12 protein-coding genes are annotated in these 14241 nt (G+C 61.3%); 3 read left to right on the forward strand and 9 right to left on the reverse strand.

What is annotated here, in order from left to right:
• The first annotated feature begins 22 nt into the window (after positions 1-22).
• Both ABTV22_RS28505 and ABTV22_RS28510 read left to right on the forward strand, forming a co-directional pair.
• Entirely contained in the window at positions 23-1393 is a 1371-nt protein-coding gene (locus tag ABTV22_RS28505) for a DUF2868 domain-containing protein (RefSeq protein ID WP_433737669.1), read from the forward strand.
• On the forward strand, positions 1386-2750 hold the full coding sequence (locus ABTV22_RS28510) for a GTPase/DUF3482 domain-containing protein (protein ID WP_433737670.1): 1365 nt from the start codon (positions 1386-1388) through the stop codon (positions 2748-2750). Before ABTV22_RS28505 ends, ABTV22_RS28510 begins: the two co-directional genes overlap by 8 nt.
• A gap of 105 nt (positions 2751-2855) precedes the next feature.
• Here the strand turns inward: ABTV22_RS28510 and ABTV22_RS28515 are convergent, their stop codons facing one another.
• From ABTV22_RS28515 to ABTV22_RS28540, 6 genes are all read right to left on the reverse strand, one after another.
• Complete coding sequence (locus tag ABTV22_RS28515) at positions 2856-3413, reverse strand: phosphonate degradation HD-domain oxygenase (protein ID WP_433737671.1); 558 nt, start codon at positions 3411-3413, stop codon at positions 2856-2858.
• Positions 3414-3576: 163 nt separating this feature from the next.
• Complete coding sequence (locus ABTV22_RS28520; RefSeq protein ID WP_433737672.1) at positions 3577-4602, reverse strand: putative 2-aminoethylphosphonate ABC transporter substrate-binding protein; 1026 nt, start codon at positions 4600-4602, stop codon at positions 3577-3579.
• Between the two features lie 52 nt (positions 4603-4654).
• Positions 4655-6379, reverse strand: coding sequence for a putative 2-aminoethylphosphonate ABC transporter permease subunit (locus tag ABTV22_RS28525; RefSeq protein WP_433737673.1), 1725 nt, complete (start codon positions 6377-6379; stop codon positions 4655-4657).
• A complete protein-coding gene (locus ABTV22_RS28530; protein WP_433737675.1) occupies positions 6379-7455 on the reverse strand; it encodes a putative 2-aminoethylphosphonate ABC transporter ATP-binding protein in 1077 nt (358 codons plus the stop codon). The genes ABTV22_RS28525 and ABTV22_RS28530 overlap by 1 nt, the downstream gene beginning before the upstream one ends.
• Positions 7456-7650: 195 nt before the next feature.
• Complete coding sequence (locus tag ABTV22_RS28535; protein WP_433741529.1) at positions 7651-8514, reverse strand: LysR family transcriptional regulator; 864 nt, start codon at positions 8512-8514, stop codon at positions 7651-7653.
• A gap of 16 nt (positions 8515-8530) precedes the next feature.
• Positions 8531-10786, reverse strand: coding sequence for a heavy metal translocating P-type ATPase (locus ABTV22_RS28540; protein WP_433737676.1), 2256 nt, complete (start codon positions 10784-10786; stop codon positions 8531-8533).
• Between the two features lie 86 nt (positions 10787-10872).
• Between ABTV22_RS28540 and cadR the strand changes: the two genes are divergently transcribed.
• A complete protein-coding gene (gene cadR, locus ABTV22_RS28545) occupies positions 10873-11322 on the forward strand; it encodes a Cd(II)/Pb(II)-responsive transcriptional regulator (protein ID WP_433737677.1) in 450 nt (149 codons plus the stop codon).
• A gap of 124 nt (positions 11323-11446) precedes the next feature.
• Here cadR and ABTV22_RS28550 read toward each other — a convergent pair whose 3' ends face one another.
• The 3 genes from ABTV22_RS28550 to ABTV22_RS28560 form a co-directional block, all read right to left on the reverse strand.
• Complete coding sequence (locus tag ABTV22_RS28550; protein WP_433737678.1) at positions 11447-12418, reverse strand: thymidylate synthase; 972 nt, start codon at positions 12416-12418, stop codon at positions 11447-11449.
• Positions 12419-12466: 48 nt separating this feature from the next.
• A complete protein-coding gene (gene lgt / locus ABTV22_RS28555; protein WP_433737679.1) occupies positions 12467-13279 on the reverse strand; it encodes a prolipoprotein diacylglyceryl transferase in 813 nt (270 codons plus the stop codon).
• A 96-nt stretch (positions 13280-13375) separates the two neighbouring features.
• Complete coding sequence (locus ABTV22_RS28560; RefSeq protein ID WP_433737680.1) at positions 13376-14158, reverse strand: sulfite exporter TauE/SafE family protein; 783 nt, start codon at positions 14156-14158, stop codon at positions 13376-13378.
• Positions 14159-14241: the final 83 nt, after the last annotated feature.

Here is a 14241-nt window from a genome sequence, read left to right on the forward strand (position 1 = left end):
CAATTGAGCGACGGGATGCCGCGTGACTGAACTGAATAACCTCTGGCTGACAGAAACCATCCGCCTGCGCGAAGAGCACGCAGGCCCCTTGGAAGATCTGGAAGCCAACCGCCTGGCCCGCAGCGCGGGTGGCGACTTGCCGACACGCATTCAACGCCGTGCCCTGTGGCTGGCCGAACGGGATGGCTTGAGCGACGCGCTCAAGCACTGGCTGCAAGGGGCGCGGCTGGCGCTGATCGTGTTGACGGTGCTGGCCGTGGTCAGCGGCGCCGGCCTGGCGTTTGCCGCGCTGGGTGACGGCCAGACGCCGGTGAACGTGTTCTGGGCCTTGGGCAGTCTGCTCGGGCTCAACCTGATTCTGCTGTTGAGCTGGGCGTTGGGCCTGGTGTTTGCCGGCGAACACGGCGCCAGCCTCGGACGCCTGTGGCTGTGGCTCAGCGAAAAACTCGCCCGCGACGCCAAGGCCGCGCAACTGGCGCCCGCCCTGCTCTTGTTATTGCAACGACAAAAACTCAATCGCTGGGCCATCGGCGTGCTGGTCAATAGCATGTGGCTGCTGGCAATGCTCAGTGCGTTGGTCATTCTGCTGACGCTGATGGCGACCCGGCGTTACGGCTTTGTCTGGGAAACCACCATCCTCGGCGCCGATACCTTTATCACTGTGACTCAAGCCCTCGGTGCCCTGCCCGCCCTGCTCGGCTTTAGCGTGCCGACCGTGGAGATGATCCGTGCCAGCGGCGATGCCGCGCTGAACATCGAGAGCGCCCGTCAGGCGTGGGCCGCGTGGTTGGTGGGCGTGTTGCTGGTCTATGGCGTCTTGCCGCGCCTGCTGCTGGCGCTGTTTTGCCTGTGGCGCTGGAAATCGGGCAAAGCAGCCTTGCACCTGGACCTGAACCTGCCCGGCTACGCGCAACTGCGCGAGCGCCTGATGCCCACCAGCGAACGCCTGGGCATCAGCGATGCGGCGCCCGAGCAACTGCATCGGGTCGAAAGCGGGGTCAGCGAAGCGCAGTCAGATGGGGCGTTGCTGGTCGCCATCGAACTGGACGATCAACGCCCATGGCCACCACAACTGCCGAAAAACGTCAGCAACGCCGGTATCCTCGACAGTCGCGAATCGCGGCACAAACTGCTCGAACAGTTGAGCCGTTTTCCCCCGGCTCGCCTGGCCATCGCCTGCGATCCGCGACGCTCGCCGGATCGTGGCAGCCTGGCGCTGATCGCCGAGCTGGCCCGCAATGCCAGCGCCACCCGCGTGTGGCTGTTACAGGCACCGACGGGCGAAGCGCTGGACGCCGACCGCCTCGGCGATTGGCATGTGGCGCTGCAACAGCTGGAGCTACCCTTCGCCGATTGCGCGCCGTTGAATTGGCTGGAGACAGGCCATGATTAAACCGCTGAAGCTCGCCGTGGTCGGCCATACCAACGTCGGCAAAACCTCGTTGTTGCGCACCCTGACCCGCGACGTGGGATTTGGCGAAGTCTCCCACCGCCCCAGTACCACGCGGCATGTTGAGGGCGCTCGATTATCCGTGGACGGCGAGCCTTTACTGGACCTGTTCGATACCCCTGGCCTTGAAGACGCCATCGCCCTTCTCGATTACCTCGAACGCCTGGAGCGTCCCGGCGAACGTCTCGACGGCCCGGCGCGGCTGTCGAGATTCCTTGAGGGCAGCGAAGCGCGGCAACGTTTCGAACAGGAAGCCAAGGTGCTGCGCCAGCTGCTGACCTGCGATGCCGGCCTCTATGTAATCGATGCCCGCGAACCCGTACTGGCCAAGTACCGAGACGAACTGGAAGTGCTGGCCGGCTGCGGCAAACCGTTGCTGCCGGTGCTGAATTTTGTCAGCAGCGACAACCACCGCGAGCCAGCCTGGCGTGAAGCACTGGCTCGTTTGGGCTTGCATGCGCTGGTGCGCTTTGACAGCGTCGCACCGCCGGAGGATGGCGAGCGTCGACTCTATGAAAGCCTCGCACTGTTGCTGGAGCATGCACGCCCACAACTAGAAAGGTTGATTGCCGATCAGCAGGCGCAACGTCAGGCGCGACAGCAAAGTGCAGCGCGGCTGATCGCCGAATTATTGATCGATTGCGCGGCCTGCCGCCGCAGTGTGGTCAGCGATGCCGAGCAGGAACAGCAAGCCATCAGCGAACTGCGCAAAGCCGTTCGCCAACGGGAACAGCGCTGCGTCGAATCATTGCTCAAGCTCTATGCTTTTCGCCCACAGGACGCGGCGGCCAGCGACTTGCCGCTGCTTGACGGTCGCTGGGGCGATGACCTGTTCAACCCGGAAACCCTCAAGCAATTGGGCGTACGGGTCGGTGGAGGGATCGCGGCAGGGGCGGCAGCCGGGGCCGGGGTCGACTTGCTGGTGGGTGGCATTACCCTCGGCGCCGCCGCACTGGCCGGCGCCATTGCCGGTGGCGCCCTGCAAACCGCGCGCAGTTACGGCAGCCGGTTGCTGGGCAAGATCAAGGGCCAGCGTGAGCTGACGGTGGATGACAATGTGCTGCGCCTGCTTGCGCTACGGCAGCGGCAATTGCTGCAAGCGCTGGAGGCCCGAGGGCATGCGGCGATGGACAGCATTCAGGTGGATACGCCCCAAGAAAAATCCTGGCGCGAAGGCAAACTGCCGGAAGCCCTGGGCAAGGCGCGGGCGCATCCGCAGTGGTCGTCGCTCAATCCGCATGCAAAGTTGAATCAGGCGGAGCGGCAGGAACAAATCGAAGCACTGGCGCAGCAGCTTTAATGACCCGACCGGCCCCTTCGCGAGCAGGCTCGCTCCCACAGTTTTGATCGCATTCCCCTGTGGGAGCGAGCCTGCTCGCGAAGGACGCACCTCGATTTAGCAGAATTATGCAGCCAATAGTCGCACTGCTTTTTCCTTCAAGATGCCAAGGTCAATCACCGGCACATGCATCTCCTTGGCCAATTCATCCCACTGGCGCATGCGCAAACTCACTTCGCACAACGGATCCTGCTCGAAGGCATCCGCTTCGGCGTCGGTCATCACCCCGCCTTGATACTCCAGGGTCCGGCGACTGGCTTCGCTCAAGCGCTCGTAGTACCCCGGCTCCCTGAGCGTCAAGTAACGCTTGGCTTGAACGTGGTACTCCACCAACCGCGCCATACGCTCGCTGAAACCTGCGCTGCGCAGGTAATCGGCGCCCAGTCGCTCGTGGCTGACCACGCCAAAGCCGCCCATGTTCTCAGCGTCCTCAGCGCAGATGTGCCCGATGTCGTGGAAGAACGCGGCGAGCACAACCTCATCATCGAAGCCTTCGGCCATCGCACACTGCGCGGCCTGGGACATATGCTCGATCTGCGATACCGGCTCGCCAATGTAATCGGCGGCGCCGAAGCGCTCGTACAGGGCGAAGACCTTGGCGACGGTTCGTTCGTTGGGGTTCATCAGAAGTCTCTCGATGACGTGGGATTTGCGTTGAAGGGTAGACCGTCATCGCGGGCAAGCCTTGCTCCTACAAGTTATGTGTCGTACGTAAATTCTGCGATCAACACGTAACCTGTAGGAGCAAGGCTTGCCCGCGATGGGGCCCATTCAGACGACGAAAACCTTACTTGGCCGCCACTTTCTCGGACTTGCCGTCATAGCGCTTGCGCCACTCGGTCAGGATCTCGTCGCGATTCTTCGAGGCCCAGGCGAAGTCGTTCTTGATCAAACGCTGCTCATAGTCGGCTGGCAATTCGGTCTGCGGCTTGGCGATGCCCGGTTGAGCCAGCACCGCGAAGTTCTCTTTATACAGCTCCATCGCCTGCGGACTGGCCGAGAAGTCGGCGAGTTTCTTCGCCGCGTCTTCGTGCGCGGTACCTTTGATCACGGCGGTGGCTTCGATCTCCCAGCCCAGGCCTTCCTTCGGCAGGATGATGTCCAGCGGAGCGCCCTGACGTTTCAACTGAACAGCCGGGTATTCAAAAGAAATACCAATCGGGAACTCGCCGGCGGCAGCCAACTTGCACGGCTTGGAGCCGGAGTGAACGTACTGGCCGATGTTCTGGTGCAGGTCGTCCATGTACTGCCAGCCCTGCTTCTCGCCGAACGTTTGCAACCAGGCGCTGACATCGAGGAAACCGGTACCGGACGAGGCCGGGTTCGGCATGACGATCTTGCCTTTGTATTCAGGCTTGGTCAGGTCCTGCCAGCTCACCGGCTTGGTCAGGCCTTGCTTCTCGGCTTCGACGGTGTTGTAGCAGATGGTCGCAGCCCACACATCCATGCCAACCCAGGCTGGCGGGTTGGCGGCGTCGCGGTAGTTGCCGCCGATCTTGCCCAGGTCCTTCGGAGCGTAGCTTTGCAGCATGCCTTGCTGATCGAGTATCGCCAGGCTTGAAGCCGCCAGGCCCCACACCGCGTCAGCCTGCGGGCGCTCTTTTTCCGCCAGCAACTTGGCCGTGATGATGCCGGTGGAGTCGCGCACCCACTTGATCTCGACGTCCGGGTTGGCCTTTTCGAAGGCTTCTTTATAGGACTTCAGCTGTTCGGCTTCGAGGGCGGTGTACACCGTCAACTCGGTTTTCGCAGCGTATGCGTTCAGGCTGAAAGCGGTGAGGACAGCAGCGGCCAGGGCCATAGGCTTGAACATGATCTTTTCCTGTTTTTGAGTTGAGGGGCTTTGGTTTTCTAAGAGCTGCGAATCAATGACCGGGCGCGGTCTGTCGCCAGGCCTGGGAGCGACGCAGCAAACCGCGCGAAGCCCAGGCCAGCAGCAGGGACACGCCCGCCGAGGTAATCAGAATCAGGGTCGACATCGCCGCCGCGCCGCCGACATTGCCGGCGTCGTCCATGTTCAGCACCGCCACTGCCGCGAGGATGGTGTCGGGGCTGTAGAGGAAGATCGCCGCCGAGACGGTGGTCATGGCCGAAACGAACAGGTAGCGCACGATGTCCAGCAACGCTGGCAGGCAGATCGGCACGGTGACCCGCAGGTAGTGCCGGTACAGCGGTGCCTTGAGCGACAGCGCGGCGGCTTCGAACTCGGCATCGAGTTGGCGCAGTGCCGTGGTCGCAGTCATCTGCGCGGTGGTCAAATAGTGAGCAATGGTGCAGACCACCAGCAACGTCATGGTCCCGTAGAGCACGTGCAGCGGGTTGCCGGTGAGGTTGAAGAAGAAGACGTAACCCAGGCCGAGCACCAACCCCGGCACTGCCATCGGTACGAAACTGAGCATGCGCAGGGTCAGGTTCAAGCCGCGCTGGCCCCTGGTTTTTTCCATCAGGTAGGCGCCGGTGAAAATCAGCGCACTACCGATCAGTGCCGTGTACAAGGCCATCTTCACGCTGTTGCCGTAGGCCAGCCATCCACCACCGGCTGTGTCGTTGAACTGGTAATGGTTGAGCGACAGCGACAGGTTATAGGGCCAGAACTTCACCAGCGACGAGAACACCGCCATGCCGAACACCAGCAGCAACGCCGCGCAGATCAGCAACACGATGGCCAGGTAGTAACCGTCACGCAGCTTCGACGGCTCCGGTTTGAAGACCTGCGCCCGACCGCTCATGGAGTCGCCATGACGCCGACGCAACCAGGCATCGACCCCGAAGCTGAACAGCGCCGGAAGCAGCAACACCATGCCGATCAAGGCACCGCGACCGAACTGCTGCTGGCCGACCACGGCCTTGTACGCTTCCAGCGCCAGCACTTGATAGTCGCCACCGACCACCACGGGCACACCGAAGTCGGTGATGGTCAAGGTGAACACCAGGCAAAACGCGGCGAACACCGCCTGACGGGTGGCCGGCCAGGTGATGCTGCGGAAAGCTTTTGCCGGACTTGCGCCCATGCTGGACGCGGCATCGAACAATCGCGCATCGGCCAGGGACAGGGCCGACAGCAGAATCATCAAGGCGTGTGGGAAGGTGTAGATCACCTCACCCAGCACAATGCCCCAAAAACCGTAGATATTGTCCGAGAGCAATCCGCGCAACATGCCCTGATTGCCGAACAGATAAACCAGCGCAATACCGGGCAGCATCGACGGCGCCATCAGTGGCAGCAGCGATATGCCGCGCCAGATGCCTTTGCCCGGAATCAAAGTGCGTTGCAGGGCATAGGCAAACAGGTAGGCCAGCGGTACGACGATGGCTGCGACACTGAGGGACACCTTAAGACTATTGCCCAGCAACCAGTGAAAGTTCGCACTGGTCACCAGTTCCTTCGCTGCGACCCAACCACCTCCCTGCCCGGCTTCGGAGCTGAAGCCGCGCCAGAAGATGGCGAGCAGCGGCATCAGCACGGCGACGCCGAGCAGCACCAGCAACAAAACCGTGCCGCCGACCACGAAAAGCCGGTCGCCAATCTCGGCACGAGAGACTGCCCGCACCTGCTTGCGCGGTAGCGGCAGCGCGATGTTCGCGCTCATCAGGCGAATACCTGCAGGCTGCGCGGTGGCAAGGCGACCATGATCTGCTGTGCGCCGAGACGCGGCATGGCTTCCGGCGCCAGTTCCGCCAGCAAGGCGTGGCCCGGCAGATGGTCGAGTTCAAAACTCATGCGGCAGCGATTGCCGAGGAAGGTGATTTCTCGGACCTTGGCCGGGAACAGGTTTTCCTCGTGCACCAGCGGATTGACGTTGATCGCTTCCGGACGGCAGAACAGACGGCCCGAGGTCGACTTGGCGCTGCCGTCAGCCAGGCGCATGTTCATCCCGCCGACACGCGCGTGGTTGTCACTGCTGCTGTCGAACGGCAACCAGTTGCCTTGTCCGACGAACTCCGCCACGAAGGGCGTCGCCGGGCGGTTGTAGATTTCCTGCGGGGTGGCGTATTGCTCGACCTTGCCGTTGTTCATCACAGCGATACGGTCGGCCATCAGCATGGCCTCGTCCTGGTTGTGGGTGACCATCAGGGTGGTGATGCCCAGCTCCCGTTGCAGCTGGCGCAGCTCGGTGCACAGGTGCTCGCGGACGCGGGCGTCGAGGGCCGACATCGGTTCGTCCAGCAACAGCAGCGACGGTGACGGCGCCAAGGCCCGAGCCAGTGCGACCCGTTGTTGCTGACCGCCAGACAATTGGCCTGGGTACTTTTTCTCGCTTCCACTCAAGCCAACCAGTTCGAGCATCTGCGCGACACGCTGGCGCACTTCGTCGCGGCTGGCGTTAGCGAGGCCGTAGGCGATGTTGGCTTCGACAGTGAGATTGGGAAACAACGCGTAGGACTGGAACAGAATGCCGTAGTCCCGAGCTTGAGGCGCGAGGTGGGAAACGTCGCGATCGCCCAGGTACAACTCACCGCTGTCCTGCTTTTCCAGACCGGCGATGCAGCGCAGCAAAGTGGTCTTGCCGCACCCGGAAGGCCCGAGCAGGCACACCAGCTCACCGGCCGCCACGTCGAGGGACACGTTATCCAGCGCGGTGAAGGCACCGAAACGCTTGTGCACGCCGCGTACGTTCATGGGCGCGCCGGGATTGGTCAGGGCAGTGGCGATCGAGTTGTTCATGGACGGACCTCATCTAACAGATGCAGGCCATCCTAGAGTTGTAATGCGTCCGTCATATGGCAGTAAGGCAAAAACGGCCGATAGTGGTATTCGCGGATTTGGGTTGGCCCCAAAAAGATCGCAGCCTTCGGCAGCTCCTACAGGGGCACGCGTACATCCTGTAGGAGCTGCCGAAGGCTGCGATCTTTTGATCTTCTAGGCCGGAGACATTTCCTGCGCCACTCCGAGAAACGCCGCTGGCAACCGTGCGTTTTTGCGTTCCTTGAGGCAATACAGATATTCCGGCAACAACGGCGCATTCTCGATGGTCAGCACCCGCAGTTGCGGGTCATGGGGCACTTCCTGACGGGCGATGAGGCTGATGCCGATGTTGCGCAACACCGCCTCGCGGATGGATTCGCGACTGCCGATCTCCAACAATGGTCCCAGGCTCACCCCGGCGCCGGCCAGCAACTCTTCGGTCATGCGCCGTGTGGTCGAGCCCGGCTCGCGCATCAACAACGTATGTCCTGCCAGTGCGCTGAGCGGCACGTGGTCGTGGATGGCTAACGGATGACTGCGATGTACTGCCAGCACCAGCGGATCGCTGCCGAGCACCCGCCGAATCAATCGCGCATCTTCCAGCAACTGCGAAGACGCCGCGACATCGACCCGGTATTCCTCCAGCGCTTCGAGCACCTGCTGGGAATTGCCGATCTCCACCGACACTTCCACCTGAGGCAGACGCTCGCGAAAGGTTTTCACCAGGTCGAGGATGTAATACGGCGCCGTGGCGGCGATGCGCAGCGTGCCCTGGACCTGCCCGCTGTTGCGCAGGAAAAACTCGATGTCGGCTTCCTGTTGCATCAGCGTCTTGACCATCGGCAGCAGACGCGCGCCCTCATCGCTGACACTCAGGCGACGCCCGCCACGGTAGAACAGTTCCACCGAGTACTGGCTTTCCAGATTGCGAATCTGGGTCGTCACCGTGGGCTGGCTCAGGCCGAGTTTTTTCGCTGCCAAGGTAATGCTGCCCAGGCGGGCAACCATGTAAAACGCCTTCAGCTCGGCACTCAGCACAACCATCCCTCTTCATTTATTTGCGCAGCAGACGCAAACCGTTGAACACCACCAACAGGCTCACGCCCATGTCGGCAAACACCGCCATCCACATGGTAGCGAGCCCGGCGAAGGTTACCCCAAGAAAGATCGCCTTGATGATCAAAGCCAGGGCGATGTTCTGTTTGAGGACACTGGACGTCTGCCGTGACAGGCGGATAAAGGCCGGGATTTTACGCAAATCGTCGTCCATCAAGGCGACATCGGCGGTTTCGATGGCGGTATCAGTGCCTGCGGCGGCCATGGCGAAACCAATCTCCGAACGCGCCAGTGCCGGCGCATCGTTGATGCCGTCGCCGACCATGCCGACGCGGTGACCTTGTGCATAAAGGGCTTCGATGGCTTGCAGCTTGTCGGTCGGCAACAGGTCGCCCTGGGCCTGATCGATGCCAACCTGTGCGGCAATCGCCTGGGCGGTGTGCACGTTGTCACCGGTCAGCATCAGGGTTTTGATACCCAGTTCGTGCAGCTGCTGGATCGCTTCGCGGCTGGAATCCTTCACCGTATCGGCGACCGCAAACAGTGCCAACGGACCGGATTGATCGAGCAACAGCACGACGGACTTGCCCTGTTTCTCCAGGGCAAACAGTTTCTCTTCCAGCGCAGGCGAGCACAGACCCAGGTCCTCTACCAGTCGATGGTTGCCCAAGTGGTAGAGCTGACCATCGATCTCGCCGCGCACGCCCCGCCCGCCCAGGGCTTCAAAGTTATCCACAGCCAGCGACGCCTGTTGTTTATCCACAGCTGCGTTGGCAATGGCGCGCGAAACCGGGTGATCCGAACGACCGGCCAGCGCCGCCGCAATCGCCGGGGCCGTGGCGTCGGCCGTTGGGTCGAGCGACAGGTAATCGGTTTGCACCGGTTTGCCATGGGTGAGCGTGCCAGTCTTGTCCAAGGCCAGGTAGTCGAGCTTGTAGCCCCCCTCCAGATAAACACCGCCCTTCACCAGAATGCCCTTGCGCGCGGCTGCCGCGAGGCCGCTGACGATGGTCACCGGGGTCGAGATCACCAGGGCGCAGGGACAGGCAACGACCAGGAGCACCAAGGCGCGGTAGATCCAGTCGAACCACGATTGGCCCATGAAAAGCGGCGCAATCACCGCCACGGCCAGTGCGAGGATGAATACGGCAGGCGTGTAGATTTTCGAAAATTGATCAACAAACCGCTGGGTCGGCGCCCGCGCACCCTGCGCCTGCTCGACCGCGTGGATGATCCGCGCCAGGGTCGAGTTGTTCGCCGCCGCTGTCACGGCATATTCCAGGGATCCAGCCTGATTGATGGTGCCGGCGAACACCTTGTTGCCGACAGTTTTCTCCACCGGCAGGCTTTCGCCGGTAATCGGTGCCTGGTCGATGGTCGAGTTGCCCGCCAGCACCTCGCCGTCCAGACCAATGCGCTCGCCGGGGCGCACCCGCACCCGAGCCCCAGGCTCGATGCTTTTCACGTCCTGCGCGAGCCAACTGCCGTCGGCCTGCAACACCGTCGCTTGCTCGGGAGCCATCTGCATCAGGCCGCTGATGGCATTGCGTGCGCGATCCAGGGATTTGGCTTCGATCAACTCCGCCACGGTAAAGAGGAACATCACCATCGCCGCTTCCGGCCACTGCCCGATAAGAATCGCACCCGTCACCGCGATGCTCATCAGCGCGTTGATGTTCAGATTGAGGTTCTTCAGAGCGATCCAGCCCTTTTTATAGGTGCCAAGACCGCCGCTGAGGATCGAAATCAGAGCAATGACCGCCACCACCCAGTTCGGCGCGGCGCTGGTGAAATGGATCACTTCGGCCAGCAAGGCCCCGACCCCGGACAACGCCAATGGCCACCAGGGCTTTTTCTCGGGTGTGGGTGATGGCGCTTCGGCGCCCTGTTCCAAGGGCTCGGCTTGCATGCCGAGGGACTTGATGGCGTCGATGATCGGCGCGGTACTGGCCAAGTTATGGGTAACGCCCAACACCCGATTGATCAAATTGAACTCCAGCTGCTGTACGCCGGTCAGTTTTCCTAGCTTGTTCGAAATCAGTGTTTGTTCAGTCGGGCAATCCATGGCTTCGATCCGGAAATGGCTGCGTCGTGCATCGGCACTTGGCGCTTCGCTCAACCGGATCAACGCAGGGGATGCCGCCTTCGAGGAACAGCAGGAATCACCGCCGTGGGAATGTTTGTGCACAGGCTGCAGCTTGTGACTGTGGTCATGTCCATCGCCGGGTTTGTGAATATGCAGGGAATCGCTCATTGGTTGAGTCCATAAGAGTGCCTGTTGCCAAGTAAAGACCCTGTAGCCACTATAGGGTCAAGCACCCATTTTTGGAGATCGCTGTCATGAAGATCGGAGAACTGGCGAAACTGACGGATTGCGCGGTGGAAACCATCCGTTACTACGAGCGCGAAAGCCTGCTGCCGGAACCGGCCCGCAGCGACGGTAATTACCGTGTCTATACCCAGGCCCACGCCGAACGCCTGACCTTCATCCGCAACTGCCGCACCCTCGACATGACCCTCGAAGAGATCCGCAGCCTGCTGGCTTTTCGCGACAGTCCGCAGGACCAGTGCGAAAGCGTCAACGCGCTGATCGACGAGCACATTCACCACGTCAAGGCGCGGATCGATGGATTGCTGGCTTTACAGGCGCAACTGCTCGACCTGCGCCAACGTTGTGGCGAAGGGCCGGGTATCGATCAGTGCGGGATCTTGCAGCGATTGGAAGTCAGTGGCGGGGTTGTTGCGACGGAAGTTGAGCATTCCCATGTAGGCCGCAGTCACGGCCACTAAAAACACCACAAAACCCTGTAGGAGCTGAGCTTGCTCGCGATAGCGGTTTGTCAGACACATCAATGTTGAATGTGTCGCCGCCATCGCGAGCAAGCTCGGCTCCTACAGAAATTATGACTGGCGCTCAGACCGCCATCGGCGCCGTCATCGGCGCATGGTGTTCGTAGCCTTCCAGCGAAAAATCGCTCGGTTCGACCAGCTCCAGCCACTCCGGCTGATACACACCGGTCTTGGAAAACTCCGGCACACGGTCGGAGATCTTCAGCTTCGGCATCGGGAACGGCTCGCGCTTGAGCTGTTCGTTGAGCATGTCCAGGTGGTTTTCGTAGACATGGGCGTCACCGATGAAATAGGTGAACCAGCGCGGCGTGTAGCCGGTCAGGCGTCCGATCAGGCTCAGCAACGCGGCACCCTCGGTGAGGTTGAACGGCGTGCCCAGACCCAGGTCATTGGAGCGAATGTAGAGCGTCAGGGAAATCTCCTTGGTCTCGACATTCGGGTGGAACTGGTACAGCAAGTGGCACGGCGGCAGGGCCATTTCATCAAGCTGGGCGCAGTTCCAACCGTGGAACAGGATGCGGCGGCTGCCCGGGTCCTTGATGATGGTATCGACACATTGGCGAACCTGATCGATGGCTTTGTAGAGCACGACATAGGCCTGGCCGTCTTCCTCGCCTTCGGCGATCTGGCGATAGCCTTGGCTCAAGGTCTGTTCGATGGCGGCCGGGTTGCTGAGCGGGATCTGCTTGTACGCCGGCCATTTGCGCCATTGCACGCCGTAGATTTCGCCGAGGTCGTCTTCGCCCTGACGGAACGGGTTGGCCAGCCACTGGGCGTTTTCGTTGGCGTTCTGATCCCAGACCTTGCAGCCCAATGCGCGAAATTCGGCGGCATTGTTCACGCCACGCAGAAAACCGCACATCTCGCCGATGGCCGATTTGAACGCCATCTTGCGCGTGGTGATCGCCGGAAAACCTTCCTGCAGGTCATAACGCAGCATCGCGCCGGGAAAGCTGATGGTGTTCACGCCAGTGCGGTTGGCTTGTTTGGTGCCATTCTTGATGACATGGGCGACCAGTTCGAGATATTGCTTCATGAGTTACCTGTGTCCTTGAACCCGCAGCCGTCGCTGCGGGGTTCGAATTTATACGGCTGGCGCTGGAGACGCCGGGGCGCGGCGATACGCCAGCCAGATCAGCAACAGACCACCGAGGATCATCGGCACGCACAGCACCTGCCCCATGGTCAGCCAGTTCCAGGCCAGATAGCCCAGTTGTGCATCCGGCACGCGGACGAATTCGACGATGAAACGGAAGATGCCATAGAACAGCGCGAACATGCCGGACACTGCCATGGTCGGCCGTGGCTTGCGCGAGAACAGCCACAGGATCAGGAACAACGCCACGCCTTCAAGCGCAAACTGATACAGCTGCGACGGGTGACGCGGCAACTGCGCCGGGTCGCTGAACGGCGGGAAGATCATCGCCCATGGCACGTCGGTCGGCTTGCCCCACAACTCGGCGTTGATGAAGTTGCCGATGCGTCCGGCCCCCAGGCCGATCGGTACCATCGGTGCGACGAAGTCCATCAGTTGGAAGAACGACTTGTTGTTCTTTTTACCGAACCACAGCGCCGCCAACATCACACCGATAAAGCCGCCGTGGAACGACATGCCGCCCTTCCACACTTCGAAAATCAGCGTCGGGTTGGCCAGGTAGGCATGCAGATCGTAAAACAGCACATAACCCAGGCGTCCGCCGACGATCACCCCCATCGACATCCAGAACACCATGTCGGAGAGTTTCTCCTTGGTCCAGGTCGGGTCGAAACGGTTCAACCGGCGCGACGCCAGCAACCAGGCGCCGCCGATGCCGATCAGGTACATCAAACCGTACCAGTGGATTTTCAGCGGACCGATGGCCAGGGCCACCGGGTCGATCTGCGGGTAAGGCAGCATTGCGACTCCTTATTAACGTTCAAATCTCTAAATTCCCGGGCGACGCTGTCACCTCAGGATTAAGCCAGTATTGCGCTGCGCGTCAGAGCAGATGCTTCAGACTAGAAAGTTCAGACCAACGCAGAACAGCAAAGCGGCAAACAGTCTTTTCAGCAACTTTGGCGACAGGTTGTGCGCCAGCCGCGCACCGAAGCGGGCGAAAACCATGCTGGTCAGGGCAATGCCCAACAGTGCCGGCAAATAAACAAAACCCAGACTATGGGCCGGCAACAATGGATCGTGCCAGCCCAGAATCATGAAACTTAATGCACTTGCCAAAGCGATCGGCAGGCCGCAGGCCGATGAAGTGGCCACCGCTTGCTGCATCGGCACACTGCGCCAGGTCAAAAACGGCACGGTCAGCGAGCCGCCGCCAATTCCGAAAATCGCCGAGGCCCAGCCAATCACGCTGCCTGCCACGGTCAGACCGGCTTTGCCCGGTACCGTTCGGCTGGCCTTGGGCTTGAGGTCCAACGCCAGCTGTGCGGCGATCACCAGGGCAAACACACCGATGATTTTTTGCAGGTTGGGTCCGGAGATCGCTTCAGCCGTCAGCGCGCCGAAACCGGCACCGATCAGGATACCGACGGTCATCCACACAAAGATCGGCCAGCGCACGGCGCCACGGCGATGGTGCTCGCGTACCGCGTTGACCGACGTGAAGATAATCGTCGCCAGCGAGGTGCCGATGGCAAGGTGGGTCAGGATCGATGGATCGAAACCTTGCGCCTTGAAACTGAACACCAGCACGGGGACGATGATGATTCCGCCACCCACGCCGAACAACCCGGCCAGCACACCGGCACAGGCGCCGAGCGCCAGATAGAGCAGAAATTCCATGCTGTGTCCCCACCCAACCCCAAAACCGGAGCGGCATGGTAACGGAAGCGTGGCCTCGGGCTCCACTCAATGGCGATGGATAC

Origin of the sequence: Pseudomonas putida (genome assembly GCF_050990305.1) — a bacterium.
Classification (GTDB): domain Bacteria; phylum Pseudomonadota; class Gammaproteobacteria; order Pseudomonadales; family Pseudomonadaceae; genus Aquipseudomonas; species Aquipseudomonas putida_AH.

Coding starts and splice junctions, on each gene's coding strand:
- ABTV22_RS28510 (WP_433737670.1), top strand. CDS start 1,386: ATGATTAAACCGCTGAAGCTCGCCGTGGTCGGCCATACCAACGTCGGC.
- ABTV22_RS28515 (WP_433737671.1), bottom strand. CDS start 3,413: ATGAACCCCAACGAACGAACCGTCGCCAAGGTCTTCGCCCTGTACGAG.
- ABTV22_RS28520 (WP_433737672.1), bottom strand. CDS start 4,602: ATGTTCAAGCCTATGGCCCTGGCCGCTGCTGTCCTCACCGCTTTCAGC.
- ABTV22_RS28525 (WP_433737673.1), bottom strand. CDS start 6,379: ATGAGCGCGAACATCGCGCTGCCGCTACCGCGCAAGCAGGTGCGGGCA.
- ABTV22_RS28530 (WP_433737675.1), bottom strand. CDS start 7,455: ATGAACAACTCGATCGCCACTGCCCTGACCAATCCCGGCGCGCCCATG.
- ABTV22_RS28540 (WP_433737676.1), bottom strand. CDS start 10,786: ATGAGCGATTCCCTGCATATTCACAAACCCGGCGATGGACATGACCAC.
- cadR (WP_433737677.1), top strand. CDS start 10,873: ATGAAGATCGGAGAACTGGCGAAACTGACGGATTGCGCGGTGGAAACC.
- ABTV22_RS28550 (WP_433737678.1), bottom strand. CDS start 12,418: ATGAAGCAATATCTCGAACTGGTCGCCCATGTCATCAAGAATGGCACC.
- lgt (WP_433737679.1), bottom strand. CDS start 13,279: ATGCTGCCTTACCCGCAGATCGACCCGGTGGCCCTGGCCATCGGTCCG.
- ABTV22_RS28560 (WP_433737680.1), bottom strand. CDS start 14,158: ATGGAATTTCTGCTCTATCTGGCGCTCGGCGCCTGTGCCGGTGTGCTG.